This window comes from Variovorax sp. SRS16, from assembly GCF_901827165.1.
GTDB lineage: Bacteria > Pseudomonadota > Gammaproteobacteria > Burkholderiales > Burkholderiaceae_C > Variovorax.
In genome coordinates this window covers 5681102-5700206 of record NZ_LR594666.1, presented here as the reverse complement: position 1 = coordinate 5700206, position 19105 = coordinate 5681102, and the positions used below count along the sequence as shown (strand labels likewise).

Below are 19105 nucleotides of genomic sequence, written 5' to 3'. Positions count from 1 at the left end.
CATGCGCAGCATCGTCCGCTTCACGCCCGAGCTGGGCCTGTGGATCCAGCAGCATCTGGATGCCGGCCATGCGCCGGCCGGCCTGCTGGAGGAAATGCAGCGCCAGCGCATGGCGCCCGAGGCAGCGCGCGCGATCGTCGATGCCTTCGTGCAGGCGCGTGCGCGAGGCCTGCCGGTGCCGCGCGACAGCGTCGAGCTGGCGACATCTGCCGACACGACACTGCCCGCTTACCGGCACGAGGCGCCGAGGCTGCGGCCCGGCACCGCGATCGCGACCTCGGACCGCATCGTGCGCGTCGCCGCGCGCGCCGCGCAGCCGATGCTCGCGGTGCTGAACAACGTGCTCGATGCCGACGAATGCGCCGAGCTGATCGAGATGGCGCGCCCGCGCCTGCAGCCCTCGACCCTGGTCGATCCGCAGACCGGGCACGACGTGGTGACCGGCCTGCGCAGCAGCCTCGGCATGTTCTTCCGGCCGCTCGAAAACGCGCTCGTCGCGCGACTCGACCGCCGCATCGCCGAGCTGATGAACCTGCCGCCTGCGCATGGCGAGGGGCTGCAGATCCTGCATTACCCGCGCGGCGCGGGCAGCGCGCCGCACTGCGACTTCCTGTTGCGCTCGAACCCCGCGAACCAGGCCTCCATCGCGCGCAGCGGCCAGCGCGTCAGCACCATGGTCTGCTACCTGAACGACGTGCCCGAAGGCGGCGAGACGGTGTTCCCCGAGGCCGGCTGGGCGGTCTCGCCGCAGCGCGGCCACGCGGTCTACTTCGAGTACTGCAACAGCCTCGATCAGCTCGATCATGCGTCGCTGCATGGCAGCAGCGCGGTCGTGCGCGGCGAGAAATGGGTGGCGACCAAGTGGATGCGGCAGCGTCCCTTCGTGTCGGCGGCGCAGGCGCAGGCCCGCGCGGCGACAGCCGGCGCGGCCTGAAGCGGCGACTTGCGGGACACTGCTTCGTCTTTGGACGAAGCCATCGGACCGCAGCCATGCATCGCAAGCCCCCAGTTCCCGCCGCGCTCGCGGGCGTCGATTTCAACGCGCCCTCGCAGGAGGTCGCGCGCCAACTGATCGGCGTCACGGTGCTGGTCGACGGCGTGGGCGGGCGCATCGTCGAGACCGAGGCCTACGACCGCGAGGATCCGGCCTCGCACACCTTCGGCGGTCCGACCGCGCGCAACGCGGCGATGTTCGGGCCGCCGGGGCACGTCTATGTCTATCGCTCCTACGGCATCCACTGGTGCCTCAATTTCGTCTGCCGCGAGGAGGGGCATGGCGCCGGCGTGCTGATCCGCGCGCTGATGCCGACCGCGGGCCTCGACCGCATGCGCCAGCGGCGCGGGGTCGAGGACATCCGGCTTTTGTGTTCGGGGCCGGGGCGCCTGGGGCAGGCGCTCGGCATCGATGCCGGCTTCTACGGATTGCCGCTCGATGCGCCGCCCTTCGAGCTGCAGGCAGCGCCCGGCGATCATCCGGCCGTGAGGGTCGAGGCCGGGCCGCGCATCGGCCTCACGAAGGCGATCGACGTGCCCTGGCGTTTCGGCGAGCAGGGCTCGCGCTTTCTCAGCCGGCCGTTTCGCGCCGCCGCGCTTCCAGGTTCTCCGCGTGCGCGATCTGCTGCAGGCTCTCGAAGATGAGCCGGTTCGGCGCCACCTTCCAGTCCAGCAGCGCCTCGATGGCCGTCACCGCGCGCATCGCCAGCAGCGAATGGCCGCCGAGGTCGAAGAAGTTGTCGTTGCGTCCCACCTGTTCGAGGCCCAGCAGTTCCGACCAGATGCCTGCGATCACCTGCTCGCTGTGCGTGACCGGCGCGAGGTAGCTGCGGCCGTCCGCCAGCAGGCTCTCGACGGCCGGCGCGGGCAGCGCGCTGCGGTCGACCTTGCCGTTGGGCAGCTGCGGCATCTCGGCCAGCACCACGAAGTGCTGCGGGATCATGTACTGCGGCAGCCGTGAACGCAGGTGCTCGCGCAGCACCGCGGGACTCGGCGGCGCATCGCCGTGCGCGACCACGTAGGCGATCAGCCGCACGTCCTCCTCGCTCTGCGCGCGCGTCACGGCCACGCAATGCGCGATCTGCGGATGGTCGAGCAGCGCGGATTCGATCTCGCCCATCTCGATGCGGTAGCCGCGCAGCTTGACCTGGTGGTCCGCGCGGCCGAGGTGTTCGAGCAGGCCGTCGTGGCGCCAGCGTCCGAGGTCGCCGGTGCGGTAGAGGCGGGCGCCGGTCTCGCCGCTGAAGGGATCGGCGATGAAGCGATCGGCCGTCAGCTCGTCGCGGCGGTAGTAGCCCGGCGTGACGCCCGCGCCGCCGATGCAGAGCTCGCCGGGCACGCCGATCGGGCAGGCATGGCCGTGCTCGTCGAGCACCCACACCGTGGTGTTGTCGATGGGCCGTCCGATGGCGATGCCGTGGCGCGGCGACTCGACCTTCCAGGCGGTGGTCCAGACCGTGGTCTCGGTGGGACCGTAGATGTTCCAGAGCTCGACGCTGCGCTCCATCAGGCGTTCGGCCAGGATCGGCGGCAGCGCCTCGCCGCCGATCAGCGCGCGGAAGCGCGGCGTGCCGGTCCAGCCGGCATCGATCAAGAGGCGCCATGCGGAGGGCGTGGCCTGCAGCAGCGTCGCGCCATGGCGTTCGAGCAGCGCGCGCAGCGCGGCCGGATCGTGCGCCTGCGCATGCGAGGCGATGACGACCTTCGCGCCGACTGCCAGCGGCAGCAGCAGATCGAGCACCGAGGGGTCGAAGGAAGGGCTGGTGATCGCCATCACGCAATCCTCGGCCGCCAGGCCCGGCATCTTCACCATGCCGGCGAGGAAGTTGACCACGCCGCGGTGCGGCACGCGCACGCCCTTGGGCTGGCCGGTCGAGCCCGAGGTGTAGATCACGTAGGCCTCGTCGGCCGGCGTCGCGTCCAGCGCCGGGTCCGGTGCGAGGGGCAGCGGCGACTGGCCGTGCACCAGCTGCGCGTCTTCCAGCGCCAGCATCGGCAGTTCGAGTCCTTCGAGGATCTCGCCCGCGCTGCGGTGCATCAGCACGGCCGAGAGGTCGGCATCGACGGCCATGTAGCGCAGGCGATCGCGCGGATAGCCAGGGTCCAGCGGCACATAGGCCGCGCCCGCCTTCATCACTGCGAGCTGCGCGATCAGCATGTCGGGGCTGCGCTGGATGCAGAGGCCGACGCGCTGCCCGCGCCCGATGCCGCGCGCGCGCAGCGCATGCGCGAGCCGGTTCGAGCGCGCCTCGATGTCGCCGTAGCTCGATGCTTCGCCCTCGGCGTCGATCACGGCCACGCGCGCCCGCCGCTCGGGCGCACCGAGATCGAGATAGCGGTGCACCAGCGGCTGCGCCGGCAGCGGCGCTCGCGCGCCGTTCCAGCCATGGCGCAGCAGGTTCATCTGCGCCGGCGACAGCATCTCGAACTCGGACAGCCGGCGCTCGGGCTGCGCGAGCAGCCGCTCGACCAGCGCGAGGTAGTTCTCCAGCATGCGCGCGGCCGTGACGGGCGCGTACAGGTCGGTCGCATATTCGAGATGGATGCGCTGCGCGAACTCGGTGTCGATGTGGACCGAGAGATCGAACTGCGCGGCGCTGCGTTCGAAGTCGAACTCCTCGACTTCGAGCCCGAAGAAATCGAGCTGGCCGACCGGCGCGTTCAGCACGTTGAAGAGCACGCGCACCGGCCCTTGCGGGCGCAGCGCGCGGTCGTGGCCGAGCGCGTCGATCAGCTCGTCGAAAGGCGCGTCCTGGTGCGCATGCGCCTCGAGCGCGTTGCGGCGCACGCGGTTCACCAGCTGCGCGAAGCTCGGGTCGCCCGACAGGTCGGTGCGCATCACCAGCGTGTTCACCAGCGTGCCGACCAGCTGCTCGGACGCGAAGCGATGCCGGTTCGCGATCGGCGTGCCGATGGGCACGTCCTCGCTCTTCGCCTCGCGCCCGAGCATCAGCGCGAGGGCCGAGAGGAAGATGACGAAAGGCGTTACCGCCTCGCGGCTGCCGAAGGCGTGTACGGCCTCGCGCAGCCGCGGCGGCAGGTCGGCCGACACGCGCGCGCCCTTGAAGCGGGCCTTCGCGGGGCGCGGGAAATCGGTCGGCAGATCGAGATCGGGCAGGTCGCGCAGCCGCTCGGTCCAGTAGTGCAGATGGGGCCGCCGGGCCGCCGCGGCCTCGGGGCTGCGCTGCCAGGCCGCATAGTCGGCATAGCCGATGGCCGGCGGGGCCGACACCGGCGCGCGGCCCGCGGCCAGCGCACCATAGGCGGCCAGCGCCTCGCGCATCAGCAGCGCGCCGGCCCAGTTGTCGGTGATCGCGTGGTGCAGCAGCCAGAACAGCACATGCTCGCGCTCGCCGAGGCGCAGCAGCATCGGATGGTGCAGCGGCGCCTTCGACAGGTCGAAGGGCTGCGCGAGCCGCTGTGCAAGCAGGGTGCGCGCATGCGCGTTGCGCTCCGAGGCCGGCAGGTGGCGCAGGTCGACGTGCTCGATCGGCACCGGCAGATGCGGCTCGATCCATTGCATCGGCTCGTGCTCGCCCATCACGAAGCAGGTGCGCAGGCCTTCGTGGCGCCGCACCATCGCATCGAAGGCCCGCTGGCACAAGGCAGGATCGAGCGCGCCGCGCAGGCGGATCGCGATCGGCACGTTGTAGGCGGTCGAGGCCGGATCGAAATGCTGGATCACCCACATGCGGCGCTGCGACAGCGAAGCCGGCAACGCCACGCCGCGCGCGACGCGCACGATGCCGGCCTGCGGGACGGGCGCGCCGTTGCGATGCTGCGCGACCTGCGCCGCCATCGCGGCCACGCTCGCATGCTCGAAGAGTTCGATCAACGGCAACTCGATGTCGAAGCGGGCATTGATGCGCGACAGCACCTGCGTCATGCGCAGCGAACTGCCGCCGAGCTCGAAGAAGCTTTCGTGGATGCCGAAGGCGCGCGTGCCGAGCACCTCGCACCAGATCGCGTGGATCGCGCGCTCGTCGTCGTTGCGCGGCATCGTGCGGCGCGTGGCGGCTTCGGGGCCGGCGGCGGGCGCGTCTTCGTCGCGGCCGACGATCAGCGGTTCTTCGTCGCCCGTCCCGCCGATGTGCGATGCGACCGCCGTCAGCTCGCCCGCGAGGAATGCGCTGCGGCAATGCTGGCGCCGGATCTTGCCGCTCGAGGTGCGCGGCAGGCTGCCCGGGCGCAGCAGCACGATCGCGTGTACGCCCAGGCCATGCTCCACCGCGATGGCGCGCCGCACCTCGCGAAAGATGGCCTCGGCATCGGGCGCGAAGGCGCGCAGTTCGAGTTCGAGCGCCAGCACCAGCGCCTCGCCGCCGGGCGTGTCGACCGCGAAGGCGGCACCGTGGCCGCGGCGCAGGTCCGGGTGCGCGCGCTCGGCGCTCCATTCCAGATCCTGCGGGTAGTGGTTCTCGCCGTGGACGATGACGAGGTCCTTCAGGCGGCCGGTGACGAACAGTTCGCCCTGGTCCAGAAAGCCGAGGTCGCCGGTGCGCAGGAAGGGGCCGTCGCCGTGGGCGAGGTGGGCGCCGAAGGCCGCTTCGCTGGCCTCCGGCTGCATCCAGTAGCCGCTGCCGACGCCGGGCGAACGCACCCAGATCTCGCCGATGCCGCCGTCGGCGCGCGCGCGCAGCGCATCGGTGTCGACGATCACGATCTCGGTGTGCGCCATCGCCGGGCCGCAGCCGACCAGGCGGCGCGCCTGCGGCGCATCGTGCGCGACCGGCTCGAAGCGATGGGCCAGCAAGGCGCCCGCATCCGCCGCGACGATGCGCGGCTCGGCATGGAGTGCGACCGATGTCACGCCGAGCACGGCCTCGGCGAGTCCGTACGATGGCTTGAGCGCCTGCGGACGCAGCCCCGACGGCGCGAAGGCGGCGAGCATGTGTTCGACGGTATCGGCATGGATCGGCTCGGCGCCGCAGCTCATCGACACCAGGCTGTCGAGCCGGCCGTCGAAAGGTTTGCGCCCGAGCGCCAGCAGCGAGGCCGCGTAGGCGGAATTCGGCGCGCCGGTGTGCGTGATCCGCAAGGCCGAGATCGCTTCCAGCCACAGCAGCGGCTTGCGCAGGAAGCTGATGGGCGACATCAGGAAGCTGCTGGCACCGGTGATCACCGGCGTCAGCACGCCGCAGACCAGGCCGTAGTCGTGAAAGTGCGGCAGCCAGCTGAGGCCGCGGCTGCCCGCATCGCCGCCGCTGGCGTCGAGCACCGCGCGCGCGTTCGCGAGCACGTTCGCATGGCTCAGGCGCACGCCGCGCGGCGACGAGGTCGAGCCGGAGGTGTATTGCAGGTAGGCGAGGGTGGACGCTTCGAGCGGCGGCGGCGCGAAGGCCCGTGCGTTGGCCGCATCGCGCGCGCGATCGGGCAGCGCCAGCCAGCGCGTCATCGCGAAGGTGGCGGGGTCGAGCACGGCGGCCGCGGCATCGAGCAGCTTGCCGGTGGTCAGCATGACGGCCGCGCGCGAATCGGCGATCACGCTGCGCAGCCGCGGTGCCGCGTGGTGCATGCGGATCAGGTCGGGTGCCGGCACCGGCACGGCGACGCGGCCGGTCAGCATGCAGGCCCAGAACGCGCGCACGAAGTCCAGCCCCGGCGCGAAGGCGAGCAGCACGCGGTCGCCTGCCAGCGTGCAGGTCGTGAGCCAGGATGCGAGGCCGTGGACGTCGCGGCGCAGCTGTGCGTAGCTCGTCTGTTCCGCGAGGCTCAGGTCGCTGGCGAGGAAGCCGTAGGCCAGCTTGTCCCCATGGGCCGCGCATTGCACCTCGAACACCGAGGCGAGCGTCTGCGGCGAAGCGGCGAGAGGAGGTGCCTGTCGGGCAAGATCGGGCGAAGAGGGTTGGAACATGGACCTGGCAAGCCGCGTCGCGCTGGAAAGCCCGACGGGAGTTAAGCGAAAGCGCTCTTGATTATGTTGTAGCTGAATGCCGGCTGACACATCCCTCGACCGAGGGAGATGTGACAAAAAATAAGATCTCGCAACCGGTTCAAGCTCGCTGCAACTGTTCAGTGCGGGCCGAGCCGTCCGCGCTGCGGCCCAGCACGCCGAACAGATTCTTCGGATCGGCCATCTGCGGCACCAGCTGCAGACTTTCGCCGATGCCGAATTCTTCGGCCGCGTCGCGCAGGAAGCACAGCGTCGAATAGTCCTCGAGCGCGAAGCCGACCGAATCGAACACCGTCACCTGCGCTGCATCGGCGCGCCCCGGACGCTGGCTGCTCAGCACTTGCCACAGCTCGGTGACCGGGAAGTCGGCCGGCATCTGCTGCAGATCGCCTTCGATGCGTGTCTGCGGCGCGTGCTCGACGAACACGGTCGCGCGCCGGAGCACCTCGGGGTGCAGCTCGGTCTTGCCGGGGCAGTCGCCGCCGACCGCGTTCAGGTGCATGCCGGGCGCGATCATGTCCGGCGTGAGGATGGTCGCGAGTGTCTTGTCGGCAGTGATCGTGGTCACGATGTCCGCGCCGCGCACCGCGTCGGCGGTGCTGGCGCAAGGCAGCAGCGCGAGCCCCTGGCCGTGCAGGTTGCGCATGAGCTTGTCGGTGGCGCGCGCATCGGTGTCGAACAGGCGCAGCGTGGTGATGCCCAGCAGGTCGCGGAAGGCGAGTGCCTGGAACTCGCTCTGCGCGCCGTTGCCGATCAGCGCCATGGTGCGGCTGTCCGGGCGCGCCAACGCGCGCGCGGCCACGGCCGACATGGCGGCCGTGCGGATGGCGGTCGCCAGCGTCAGCTCGGCCAGCAGCAGCGGCGCGCCGGTGGCGACCTCGGCCAGCACGCCGAAGGCCATCACGGTGGGCAGGCCGGCGATCGGGTTCTTCGGATGGCCGTTGACGTACTTGAAGGCGTACAACGCGTCATCGGCCACCGGCATCAGCTCGATGACGCCGTCCTTCGAATGGCTGGCGACGCGGGCCGACTTGTCGAAGGCCGGCCAGCGAAGAAAGTCCTGTCCGATGCGCGCGGCCACGTCGGCCAGACAGGCGGACAGTCCCTTGCGGGCGACGATGCGCGCCACGTCGGGTGCGCCGAGGTAGAGGGTGGAGATATCTTGCAGCTCGGACATGATGAGCCAGTCTCCCGCGTCCCGGCGGCAGAAAGAAGCGTCAAGATTGCACCATTCGCATGGCTGGCTGACGAAACGACAGGACGCATTGACCAAATGGACATCGACGAACTCGATCACCGACTGATCGCGCTGCTGCGCCACGATGCGCGCCTGCCCGTCGCCACGCTGGCCCACAGGCTCGGCGTCTCGCGCGGCACGGTGAACAACCGCCTGCGCAAGCTGGAGGACGGCGGCGTGATCGTCGGCTATGCGGTGCAGCTGCGGCCCGAGATGCGGTCCGACGAGATCCGCGCCTGGATGGGCATCCTGGTCGAGGGCAACCAGACGCGGCAGGTCATCGCCAGCCTGCTCGGCGAGCCCGGCGTGGCCGCGCTGCACGACACCAATGGCCGCTGGGATCTGTTGGCCGATCTGCACGCCGCATCGATGGCGGAGCTGTCGCAGGTGCTGGAGCGCATCCGGCTGCTGAAGGGCATCCGCAGCACCGAAACCAGCATCCATCTCGCGACCTACCGCTAGGCAGGCCTCAGAAGCGCGCCTTCAAGGCGACCGTGGGCCCGTGCAGGCGCACGCGCAGCCGCTCGGCGAGGTAGCCGTCGCGCTGCAGATCGATGTTCGTCAGGTTGTACGACGCCACGACGCCCACGTTCTTCAGCGGGAACCACTCCACCCCCAGCGCGGCGTTGTAGATGTTGCCGCTGAACTTGCCGCCGAACTTGCGGATGCCCGAGGCGTCCGCGAACAGGCGCAGGTCGGGCGTGATGGCATGGCGCACGCCCACTTCCAGCAGCGGGGCGATCGCGTCGTCGCTGTCTTGCTGGCTGAAGGCGGCCGTGAGTCCGTTCAGGCCGGCCACCGCATTGGTGCGCAGGGTGGCCTTGTAGTAAGCGGCGCCGGCGCCGAGGCCCAGCACCGTGTTGCCCGAGCCGATCCACCATCTGTAGGCCAGCTGGCCGAAGTCGAGCTTGAAGTCGACGTTGGCATTGCCGATGGTGGTCACCGTGCCCGGGCCGATCGCGAAGTTGCTGGCCAGCGCCCCCGTGTAGCCGCGGCTGTATTGAAAATAGTCGAGCGACAGGCCTTGCGAATCGCCGATCAGCAGGTCGGCCGAGATGCGCGGCATCGTCACGCGGCCGCGCTGGATGTCGCCGGAGTTCAGCGCGCCGTACGGCGTGAGCACGGTGGCATTGATCGTCGGGTCCGCGCCATAGGCGCCGACCGAGAAGCTGAAGCGGTCGAGCGCCGGCGACGGGTCGGCCAATGCCGGTGTCGAGGCCAGAAGACCGGAACCCGCGAGCGCCGCAAGAGCGCACAAGCACGTGGCCCGGCGCGCGCGACGGGCGGAACGAATCGATGACATCCAAAACCTCCACACAAGATGGCAAGACACTGCGCGCGGCTTGGCCGGCACCGGCCTTGTTCCGTCTGTCGCCACGCTCCCATGGGCGCTGTCACGCTAGACGCGGCGGCATGCGGGACCAAGGCGGCCCGGACGACTGTGGCTGTAGGACTTCTTCCCGCGTGTCGGCCTCAGGCCTGGCTGCGCGGTGCCTCGGCATCGGCGACCTGCTTGCGCCGCCCCTCGCCCTGCCGCTCGAGCATCCAGCCGGGGTATTCCGAAGGCAGGCGGCTTGCCTGGTCGAGCTGCTGGAGCTCGGCCGCGCTCAATGCGACCTGGGTGGCCGCGATGTTGTCGGCGAGCTGCTCGGGCCGCTTGGCGCCGACGATCACGCTCGTAACCTGCGGCTGGTGCAGCAGCCAGGCGAGCGCGATCTGTGCCACCGACACGCCGTGCGCCGCGGCGATGGGGCGCATGGCGTCGATGCAGTCGTAGGCCCGCTCCTTGTCGACCGGCGGGAAGTCGAAGCTGACGCGCCGGCTGCCTTCCTCGCCCTGCTGGCCGCGTCCGTACTTGCCGCTCAAGAGGCCGCCGGCCAGCGGGCTCCACACCATCAGGCCGAGGCCTTCGCTCTTCAGCATCGGGATCAGCTCGCGTTCGAGATCGCGCCCGGCGACGGTGTAATAGGCCTGCAGCGACTCGAAGCGCGCAAGGCCCAGGCGCTCGGCCACGCCCAGGGCCTTGACGATCTGCCATGCCGCCCAGTTGGAGACGCCGACGTAGCGCACGTGGCCCTGCCGCACCAGTTGATCGAGCGCGCGCACGGTCTCTTCGATCGGCGTCGCCGGATCGAAGCCGTGGATCTGGTAGAGGTCGATGTGATCGAGCTGCAGCCGCTTCAGGCTGGCCTTGACGCCGTCCATGATGTGGCCGCGCGATGCGCCGCGCGCGTTCGGCCCGGGGCCGGTTTCGCCGAGCACCTTGGTCGCGACGATGACCTGGTCGCGCGCCACGCCGAGGTTCTTCAGCGCCTGCCCGGTGATCTGCTCGGACAGGCCGCCCGAGTAGACGTCGGCGGTGTCGATGAAGTTGATGCCGGCATCGAGCGCCTGGCCGATCAGCCGCTCGGCATCCGTCTGCTGCAGCGCGCCGATCTTGCCCCAGATGCCTTCGCCGCCGCCGAAGGTCATGGTGCCGAGGCACAGTTCCGATACGAAGAGGCCGGTGCGGCCGAGGGGATGGTGACGCATGGTGAAGTACTCCACGGGAATCGCCGAAAGGCCGGGCTCGCGGCCCGGAAAAAGCCGATCAGCATAGGCGCTCGCGGCGATTTCTGCAGGCGCGCCCGCGCGAAGTCAATGCCCGATGTCCAGCGCGACCAGGAAGCGCGACACCGCCCTGTTGCAGGCCGCCACGATCATCAGGCAGCGACCGGCTGCGTGCCCGTCAACGGCGCGGTCCACGCGTCATAGCCGTAGAGCCAGTCGGGATTGGTGCTGTTGCGCATCCAGGTGTTGGCACTGGAACCGGCCTGGACCTGTGACGTGCGCGGCTTGCGGCTCGCTTCGAAGACCGCGAAGACCTGGTCCGGGTTGGCAAGCCCGACCTCCTGCACGCAACGCGAGAGCACGGCCGCGTCCTCGAGCGCCATCGCCGCGCCCGATGCCATGTAGGGCGTCATCGGGTGGCAGGCATCGCCCAGCAGGGTCACGCGGCCGCGGTGCCAGATCGACATCGGATCCCGCTCGAAGATCCCCCACTTGTGGACCTCGGGCGCGGACGCGAGCACCGCCCGGACATCCGGATGGAAACGCGCGAACGACTCGCGCAGCTCGTCCACGTCGCCCTCGGCCGACCAGGATTCCTTCGTCATCCAGTCGGCCTTCTCGGGCTGGCTGGTCACGAAATACACCTCATCGCGCTGCGCGGTCACGTAGTAGATGACGATGTGCCGGTCCTCGCCCCACCATTTGGTACGCGACTCTCCGATGTCCACGCCCTTGAGAAGCCGTGCCGGGAAGGTCGTCCGGTAAGCGACGCGGCCCGTGAAGCGCGGCGGCTGCGCATCGCGCGCGACATGCTCGCGCACCATCGAATGAACGCCGTCGGCTGCGATCACGGCATGCGCCTGGATCTGTTCCCCGTTGGCGAACCGAAGATGCACGGCCCGTTGGTCCTGATCGATGCCGACCAGTTTGTGCCCGAGCCGCACACAGTGCTCGGGCACGATGGATGCCAGTGCTGCGTGGAGATCGGCGCGGTGCAGCGCGAGGAAGGGCGCGCCATAGCGCGACTCGATCGGTTTTCCGAGCGGGTACTCGTTGGTGGTGTCGCCGCTGTAGGCATCGCGATTGAGCGAGGTCCGCGGGTTGAATGCGAGCTCGCGGATGCGCTGCTCGAGCCCGAGGCCGCGCAGCACCTTCATGGCATTGGGGCTTTGCTGGATGCCCGCGCCGACGCGCGCGAATCGCGCCGCCTGTTCGTACACGATCACCTCGGTACCCACCCGGCGCAGGGCGGCGGCCGCAGCCAGGCCGCCGATGCCGGCACCGAGCACGACCACGGGAAGCTTGTTCATCGATCGGTCCTCATTCAAAAACGATGTGGGCGTCCACGACCACCTTGCGCCATTTGTCGGTGTCGGTGCGCACGAGATCCGCCATCGCCTGCGGCGACGAGGGCGTGATTTCGGCATCGCCGATCGATCTGACCAATGCCGGGTCTTTCAGCGCCTCCTGCAGCCCGCTCGCCAGCCTGGCGACCACGGCGGGCGGCGTGCCGGCCGGCGCGGCGAGGCCGAACCAGACGCTGGCATCGAAACCCGGCACGCCCGCTTCGGCGATCGTCGGAACATCCGGTGCGCCGTGCGTGCGCTGGCGGCTGGCGACCGCCAGTGCGCGCAACTGCCCGTGCCGCGCGTGCTCGATGCCCGCGCCTTCGAACATCAGGTCGACCTCTCCGCCGATCACGCCGACGATCGCCGGACCGGCGCCCTTGTAGGGCACATGCAGCATCCGGATGCCCGTCTGCTGCATGAACAGCTCACCGGCCAGATGGTTGGTCGAGCCGCTGCCGCCGGACGCGAAGGTCAGCTTGCCGGGGTGGGCCTTGGCGTAGGCGATCAACTCCTTGACCGACTTCACGGGCAGGCGGGGGTTCACCAGCAGATAGAGCGGTGAGGTGAAGCAGACGCCGATCGGCGCGAAATCCTTTTGCGGGTCGTAGCCGAGCCGGGTCTGCGCGATGGTGTTGATCGCCATGTTGGTGGTGCTGGCCCACAGCAGCGTGTAGCCGTCGTTTTCGGCGCGCGCCACGAACTGCGTCCCCATCATCTGACTGGCCCCGGGCCGGTTCTCGACCAGCACGCGCTGGCCCAGGCGCGGGCTCAGCACCACGCTGAGCGCTCTGGGCAGCGTGTCGCCCAGACCTCCGGCCGTATAGGGCGAGATGATCCGGATCGGCTTGTTCGGAAAGTCCTGCTGCGCGCCGGCCGGGACGGCCGCGAGGGCGATCGCTGCCGTCAGGAAGCTGCGCCGATCGACGGCCGACATGCGTTTCGTCAACTTCTCCATTGCCATTGCTTGTCCATCGGATCCTTGGGGACGCAAGTGTCCGGGTTGCGGCGGTCCGGGACAAGTCACGCGCAAGCGCTGGACCGTGAGATTTCCTCACAGGGTCCTGCGTGCAAGAATCGCGGAATGCCGAGTCCTCCTGCAGCCGTGTCACTCAATGCGCTGCGAGCCTTCGCGGCGGTGGCGCGCGATCTGAGCGTGTCGCAGGCGGCCAGGGACCTCGGGGTGACGCACGGGGCCGTCAGTCGCCAGATCAGCGGGCTCGAGAACGAGCTCGGGGTCGCGCTGTTCGACCGGCACCGCAACCGCCTCGCGCTCTCGGACGCGGGTCGCGCGCTGTTCGCGGACGTGGCACCTGCCATCGAGCGCCTGCAAACGGCCGTGCATCAGGTGCGCGGCCATGCGAGTCCTGCGACCTTGCTGATCAATGTGCCGCCGACTTTCGCGATGCGCTGGCTGATCCCGCGGCTGTCGTCGTTTCAGCGCCGCCGGCCCGAGGTGGAAATCAGGCTGACCACCGGCAAGTCGCCGCTCGGTGACCTGCCGCCCAGCGGCGTGGACATCATCATTCGCCGCCTGCAGCAGCGGTCGCCGAAGCACGCCGCGGTGCCGTTCCTGAGCGCGAGCCTCGTGCCGGTGTGCGCGCCCGAACTCCTCGAGCAGCAACCGATTCGCTCTCCGTCGGACTTGCAAGGGCATGTGCTGCTGCATTCGAAGGCGGACGAGTGGTCCGACTGGTTCGCCAAGGCAGGCGTCACCGGTCTGCGGCCGCGTTCGGAGCTGGTCTTCGAGGAAATCTACTTCGCGATGCAGGCCGCGCTCGATGGTCTGGGCGTCGCGCTCGTGCCTTCGCCGCTGGTGACCGACGACGTGGCGGCCGGCCGCCTGTGCATGCCGCTCGATCTGCAGGATGTGGACACCAGGGACTATCACTACCTGGCCTCTCCCTTCTCGCGCCGCAAGGATCTCGTGCACGCGTTCTGCCAGTGGTTGAGCACCGAAGGCAAGGACTCGAATCGGCTCGCGGACGAGTTGATCACGACCCTTTTTCCGGCGTCGGCAACCGGCTGAACGCGTGGGACGCGGCGTCTCGCAGCCGGCCCTCAGCCCCTCATTCCACCGTTGCGCCCGACCGCTTGACGACTTCGGACCACTTGACTCGTTCGGACTGGATGTACTTCGTGAGTTCTTCCGGCGTGGAGCCGATCGGCTTGACGCCGTCCGACGCGAAGCGCTCGCGCAGATCCTTCGATTGAAGCGCGGCCACCGAGCCGTCGTGCAGGCGCTTGACGATGTCAGGCGGCGTGCCGCGAGGGGCAAGCAGGGCATACCAGACTCCGGACTCATAGCCTGGGACGCCCGCCTCCGCGATCGTCGGAACATCCGGCAGTGCCGGCGAGCGCTGCGTCGACGACACGGCGAGAACGCGGATCTTGCCCGCCTTGATCTGCGCGCCGCCGGTCCCGTAGCTGACGAACATCGCCTGCACATTGCCCGAAAGAAGGTCGGTCAGTGCCGCGCCGCCGCCCTTGTAGGGCACGTGCACGAGATCGATGCCGGCCATCGACTTGAGCAACTCCATCGACAGGTGCAGGCCGCTGCCGTTGCCGGTCGATGCATAGGACATGGCCCCTGGCTTCTCCTTCGCGAGCTTGATGAACTCGGGCAGGGTCTTCACCGGCACAGACGCGTTGACCGCGAGGAAATACGGCGCCGAGCCGAGCAGCGTGATCGGCACGAAATCCTTCAGCGCGTCATAGGGCAGCTTGGGATACAGCGCCTGGTTGATGGCCAGTTGCGAGGTGAGGGCCAGCACGATCGAAGAGCCGTCCGCCGGCGACTTCGCCACGTTCTCCATGCCGATGTTGCCGCCTGCGCCGCCGCGGTTGTCGATGATGAACGAGCCGCCCAGCTGCTTGCCCAGTTCCTGCGAGAGCGGACGCCCGACCACGTCGCCGCCGCCGCCCGGCGAATAGGGGACGACGATGCGCACCGGCCGGTCGGGATAGGGCGCCGCCGTGGTCGACAAGGACAGCGCCAGGGCGGCCAGCAGCAAGAGAAGTTTTTTCATGAAGTTGTCTCGAAGGTCGAATGGAAGGTCGTTGAAGAGGTCATGCCGTTGGCCGCGATCTCCGTGACCGCGGCGTCCAGTTGCATGTCGGCATCGGACAGGCGAGCCCGCCGCGCCTGCGTCCACGCGCGATCGGTCTCGAGATCCGCGTGATGGCAAGCCAGCATGTGCTCCACCGCGGCAATCTGCGGACCCCCGGCGCCCTTGCGCCCGAAGACCATGTATTCGGGGCTGGAGACCTCGGCGAAGTCGTTCTCGTCCAGCGGGAACGCATGCGAGCTCATGGCCTCGTAGATCCGTGCCGCCTCGCGGTAGGGGATCTCGCGCATGGCGAGCTTCCGGGCGCGGCCGAAGTCCGTCAGTGCAGACGCGAACTGATGGCCGATCCGGAATGGCACGTTCGCGCGCTGCATCAGGGCATCCGCGATCTCGGTGGCCGTCGAATAGTCGGCCTGGACCTCGGCCAGCGCGCGCTCCTTGTCGACCACGAGGCCATCGAGAACTTTGCGCAGGAGCTCGAACACCGCCAGGGCGCGGGCACTCGGCACAGGGTCGTAGGACCGATAGTCGAACATGCCGGAGCGCACGTTGTGCGCCATCAGCGCCACGGCCTGCATGTCCCCGAGCAGCATGCTGCTTTGCACGCGCAACTGCTCCAGTGCGGCAGGGTTGCGCTTCTGCGGCATGATGCTGCTGACCCCCACGAGCTCGCCCTGCTGCAAGGTCATCCAGGGCGCCGGCGCTGCATATTGCGCATGAAGATCCTGTGCGAACTGGCCGATCTGGACGGCCGCGATGCCAAATGCCGCCGCAAGCTCCAGGCTGGTGTCGACCGGCGCGAAATGGTTGGCGTCGTACGCGTTCTCGACCAGGGCGTCGAACCCGAGGAGGGATGCGAGGCGGTGCCGGTCGAGCCCGAAGCTCGATGTCGTCAGGGCCGCCGAGCCCAGGGGCCCCTGATTGACGTGGGTGTACGCAGCCCGCAGGCGGGCCGCACTTCGCGCCAGCGCGCCGGCCATGCCCAGCAGGTAGTGCGCCAAGGTCGTCGGCTGTGCCTGAACGCCATGCGTGTAGGCGGGCACGATGGTGCGCTTGTGCTGCGCCGCAAGAGAGAGAAGGGTGTGCCGGGCACGGACCAGGGCCTCGAATCCGTCCAGCAGGCCCGCGCGAAGATTCATTCGCGCGATGGTCGCCGAGATGTCCTGTCGACTGCGTCCGCAATGAAGGCGAGAGCCGTCGGGACCCACGGCAGCGAGCAGCTTGGGTTCGTAGTCGAGGTAGTCCGCCGACCACTGCCGGGGCCGGCTTTGTTCGTCCCTGATCAGCGTCAGGATGCCGGCCGCGATGCGGCTGGCGACATCGGCCGACACCGTTCGCGCTTCGGCCAGCGCGACGATGGAGGCCTTGTTGATCTGATCGAGATATTCGACGGAGCGACCGCCGCCTCGAAAGCTCGCGTTGACGTCATGGGGCTGGGCGGACTCCTGCACGGATTTCATCTCGGGAATGGTGGGATTGACAGCGATTCTTCGCTTCGGCGACCATTGTGTGAAATGAATATTTAGGCCGCTATCATTCCTTCAATCGAATATCCGGAAGGAGCCGTGCCCATCACATTTCAGCAGCTGCGGTGCGTGCGCCAGGTCGTCGCAAGCGGCTTCAACGTTTCGCGCGCGGCCGAATCGCTGCACACGACGCAGCCCGGCGTCAGCAAGATGGTTCGCGCGCTGGAAAAGGAAATCGGCATCGAGATCTTCGTGCGCTCCGGCAACCGGCTGACGGCATTGACCGATGCGGGCAAAGAAGCGCTTTCGCTGTGCGGACGGGTGTTGCAGGACGCCCAGGCACTGACGCGGCTGAAGCGGGAAGTGCCGGGCGACAGTGAAGGCACGTTGCGCGTGGGAACCACGCATGTCCATGCGCGGTATTCGCTGATCGAAGTGACCAAGCGATTCGTTTCCGTCTATCCGCGGGTGAAGCTCGAGTTCACGGTGGGCCCGCCGGCGCAGGTCCTGGCGGGCGTGACCGCGGGAACGATCGATGTCGGCCTGTGCTCATTGCCGGATCCGATGCCCAAAGGCGTCGTTTCGGTGAAGGCCTATGACATCGACCGCTGCCTGATCGTGCCGCCACGGCATCCCTTGCTGAGGATGGGGCGGCTGACGATGGAACACATCGCGCGATGGCCGCTGATCACCTACGACAACAGCTACACATCCGGCTCGGTCGTCCAGCACGAGTTTCAAAGGCATGGGATCACCCCGTGGGTCGTGATGCGCGCCATGGACGCCAGCATCATCAAGGCCTACGTCGCCGCCGGCGTCGGCGTCGCGGTACTCCAGAAGATGGCGTTCAACGCCGCGGTGGACAAGGACCTGCGCTGCGTGCCCGTCGGCCACCTGTTTCCTTCCTCGAGCGCAATGATCAGCCTGCGAAAGGATCACTTGCTGAAATCGTTCGCGTTCGACTTCATCCAGATGGTCGCTCCCGAATGGTCGCGTGAGGCCATGGCATCGAAACTTCGCTGATGAACGCGTCCTGGCTGCCGATCGCGAACGAGGCGCAGACGCCGCCTCAGGTCGCCGGCAGCATCGATCGCCGACGAAATTCCGTGCTGTAGAACAACAGCGCGGCGACCGCGAACGCGGCGCCCAGCAGGCTCAGGCCGCCCCAGCCATGGAAGGTGTAGATCGCCGCCGCGAGCCCCGAGGCCGCGGCCGCGCACAGGAAGATCAGCGTCATGAACAGGCCGTTGATGCGGCCCCGCAGTTCGGGCGCCAGCATGAAGAGAGTGCGCAGGCTCAGCACCTGGCACAGCTGCACCGCGCCGTCGAGCAGCACCGCGGCCAGCACCAACCCGGCCAGCGAATGGAAGTGCACGGACACCGCGCCGATGATGAACGACAGCAGGGCAGCGAGCATGGCCGCGCCGGTGGCCGGCTGGGTCAGCCCGCGATCCGCGAGCCGGCCCGCCCAGGGCGCCGCCAGGGCGCCCGCCGCGCCGGCCAGCGCGAACAGCGCGATGCCGCCCTGGCCCATGCCGAATTCGCGCGCCAGCAGAAGCGGCACCGCCGTCCAGAAGGCCTGGAAGGCCGCGAACATCATGCCCTGGTAGAAAGCGCGGCGGCGCAGTTGCGGCGTGCGCCCGATGATGCCGGGCAGCGAGGCCATGGTGCGCGCATAACCGCCGGCACCGTGCGGCCGGCGCTGGGGCAGGGCGCGCCACAGCACCAGCGCCACCAGGGCCATCAGCGCGGCCGAGATCCAGAACACGGCGCGCCAGCCGAAGGCCGCCGCGACGATGCTCGAGAAGGGCCGCGCCAGCATGATCCCGCCGAGCAGTCCGGCCATGATGTTGCCCACCACCTTGCCGCGCGTCGCTTCGGGCGCGAGGTGCGAGGCCAGCGGCACCAGCACCTGGGCCGCCACCGCGCAGCCGCCGACGATGAAGGACGCCGCCAGGAAGCTCGCCGCCGAGTCGGACAGCGCGATGCCGGCCAGCCCGATGACCGCGCCGCCCATGGCGAGCACGATGAGGCGCCGGTTCTCCATCACGTCCGCCAGCGGCACCAGCAACAGCAGGCCCGCGCCATAGCCGAGCTGCGTCAGCGTCATGATCAGGCCGGCCAGCCCGGCCGGCAGCTGCAGCGCGGCGGCGATCGGCCCGAGCAGCGGCTGGGCGAAGTAGATGTTGGCGACGCACAGGCCGCACGCCACGGCGAACAGCAGCATCTGGCCGCTCGACAGCCCGGGCGGCGCAGCGGCGGAGGAAGGCCCGGTGGGCACGGGGGCTTGTGGAAGAGGCACGTGGGGGATCTCTGGGACGGTATCCGGGTAAACCCTGGCGAGGCGCGCCACCTTAGCACGGGTGCCGGCATGCTGCCGGCCGCGGCCGCAGTGCCCTTCGAGCTGCGGCGGCGGCGCGCCCAGCGTGCAGTAGGTCGAGGATCCGGCGACTTTCGCGCCCCGATGCTGTCCGACTCGACCTCCGTCGCATTTGCCGATGCCGAAGGACGGTGCAAGCTGGCGCTGGTCCGCGCAGGGCAGCTTCGACACA

14 protein-coding genes are annotated in these 19105 nt (G+C 69.1%); 5 read left to right on the top strand and 9 right to left on the bottom strand.

All coding sequences use genetic code 11. From position 1 onward, the window contains the following. The first annotated feature begins 1 nt into the window (after position 1). Together E5P2_RS27450 and E5P2_RS27445 are read left to right on the top strand one after the other, a co-directional pair. Positions 2-934, top strand: coding sequence for a 2OG-Fe(II) oxygenase (locus E5P2_RS27450; RefSeq protein WP_162570234.1), 933 nt, complete (start codon positions 2-4; stop codon positions 932-934). A 56-nt stretch (positions 935-990) separates the two neighbouring features. Beyond that, a complete protein-coding gene (locus tag E5P2_RS27445; protein WP_162570233.1) occupies positions 991-1638 on the top strand; it encodes a DNA-3-methyladenine glycosylase in 648 nt (215 codons plus the stop codon). Here E5P2_RS27445 and E5P2_RS27440 read toward each other — a convergent pair. Both E5P2_RS27440 and E5P2_RS27435 read right to left on the bottom strand, forming a co-directional pair. Beyond that, positions 1565-6847: a non-ribosomal peptide synthetase gene (locus tag E5P2_RS27440; RefSeq protein ID WP_162570232.1), complete on the bottom strand. Its 5283-nt coding sequence runs from the start codon at positions 6845-6847 to the stop codon at positions 1565-1567. The two genes, E5P2_RS27445 and E5P2_RS27440, sit on opposite strands and share 74 nt — an antisense overlap. Before the next feature lie 139 nt (positions 6848-6986). Then, positions 6987-8063, bottom strand: a complete 1077-nt coding sequence (locus E5P2_RS27435) for an ornithine cyclodeaminase (protein ID WP_162570231.1) — start codon at positions 8061-8063, stop codon at positions 6987-6989. Between the two features lie 96 nt (positions 8064-8159). Between E5P2_RS27435 and E5P2_RS27430 the strand changes: the two genes are divergently transcribed. Further along, positions 8160-8585, top strand: a complete 426-nt coding sequence (locus E5P2_RS27430; RefSeq protein ID WP_443083540.1) for an Lrp/AsnC family transcriptional regulator — start codon at positions 8160-8162, stop codon at positions 8583-8585. 7 nt (positions 8586-8592) lie between these two features. Here E5P2_RS27430 and E5P2_RS27425 read toward each other — a convergent pair whose 3' ends face one another. The 4 genes from E5P2_RS27425 to E5P2_RS27410 all read right to left on the bottom strand — a co-directional run bounded on the left by E5P2_RS27425 (position 8593) and on the right by E5P2_RS27410 (position 12977). After that, positions 8593-9426: a hypothetical protein gene (locus tag E5P2_RS27425; protein ID WP_162570230.1), complete on the bottom strand. Its 834-nt coding sequence runs from the start codon at positions 9424-9426 to the stop codon at positions 8593-8595. Between the two features lie 170 nt (positions 9427-9596). Then, on the bottom strand, positions 9597-10655 hold the full coding sequence (locus tag E5P2_RS27420) for an aldo/keto reductase (RefSeq protein ID WP_162570229.1): 1059 nt from the start codon (positions 10653-10655) through the stop codon (positions 9597-9599). A 170-nt stretch (positions 10656-10825) separates the two neighbouring features. Continuing rightward, positions 10826-11983, bottom strand: coding sequence for an FAD-dependent monooxygenase (locus tag E5P2_RS27415; protein ID WP_162570228.1), 1158 nt, complete (start codon positions 11981-11983; stop codon positions 10826-10828). A gap of 10 nt (positions 11984-11993) precedes the next feature. Beyond that, positions 11994-12977: a Bug family tripartite tricarboxylate transporter substrate binding protein gene (locus E5P2_RS27410; protein WP_162570227.1), complete on the bottom strand. Its 984-nt coding sequence runs from the start codon at positions 12975-12977 to the stop codon at positions 11994-11996. A 126-nt stretch (positions 12978-13103) separates the two neighbouring features. On the opposite strand from E5P2_RS27410, the gene E5P2_RS27405 reads away from it, so the two are divergent. Continuing rightward, on the top strand, positions 13104-14048 hold the full coding sequence (locus E5P2_RS27405) for a LysR substrate-binding domain-containing protein (protein ID WP_162570226.1): 945 nt from the start codon (positions 13104-13106) through the stop codon (positions 14046-14048). A 40-nt stretch (positions 14049-14088) separates the two neighbouring features. On the opposite strand, the gene E5P2_RS27400 is transcribed toward E5P2_RS27405, so the two are convergent. Then, positions 14089-15048, bottom strand: a complete 960-nt coding sequence (locus E5P2_RS27400; RefSeq protein WP_162570225.1) for a Bug family tripartite tricarboxylate transporter substrate binding protein — start codon at positions 15046-15048, stop codon at positions 14089-14091. After that, complete coding sequence (locus tag E5P2_RS27395) at positions 15045-16547, bottom strand: lyase family protein (protein WP_162570224.1); 1503 nt, start codon at positions 16545-16547, stop codon at positions 15045-15047. The genes E5P2_RS27400 and E5P2_RS27395 overlap by 4 nt, the downstream gene beginning before the upstream one ends. Before the next feature lie 105 nt (positions 16548-16652). On the opposite strand from E5P2_RS27395, the gene E5P2_RS27390 reads away from it, so the two are divergent. Continuing rightward, positions 16653-17576, top strand: coding sequence for a LysR substrate-binding domain-containing protein (locus E5P2_RS27390; protein ID WP_232080870.1), 924 nt, complete (start codon positions 16653-16655; stop codon positions 17574-17576). A gap of 46 nt (positions 17577-17622) precedes the next feature. Here the strand turns inward: E5P2_RS27390 and E5P2_RS27385 are convergent, their stop codons facing one another. Next, the gene (locus E5P2_RS27385) at positions 17623-19104 is read right to left on the bottom strand and encodes an MFS transporter (RefSeq protein ID WP_232080869.1); all 1482 of its coding nucleotides are present in this window, start codon (positions 19102-19104) and stop codon (positions 17623-17625) included. Position 19105 lies beyond the last annotated feature (1 nt).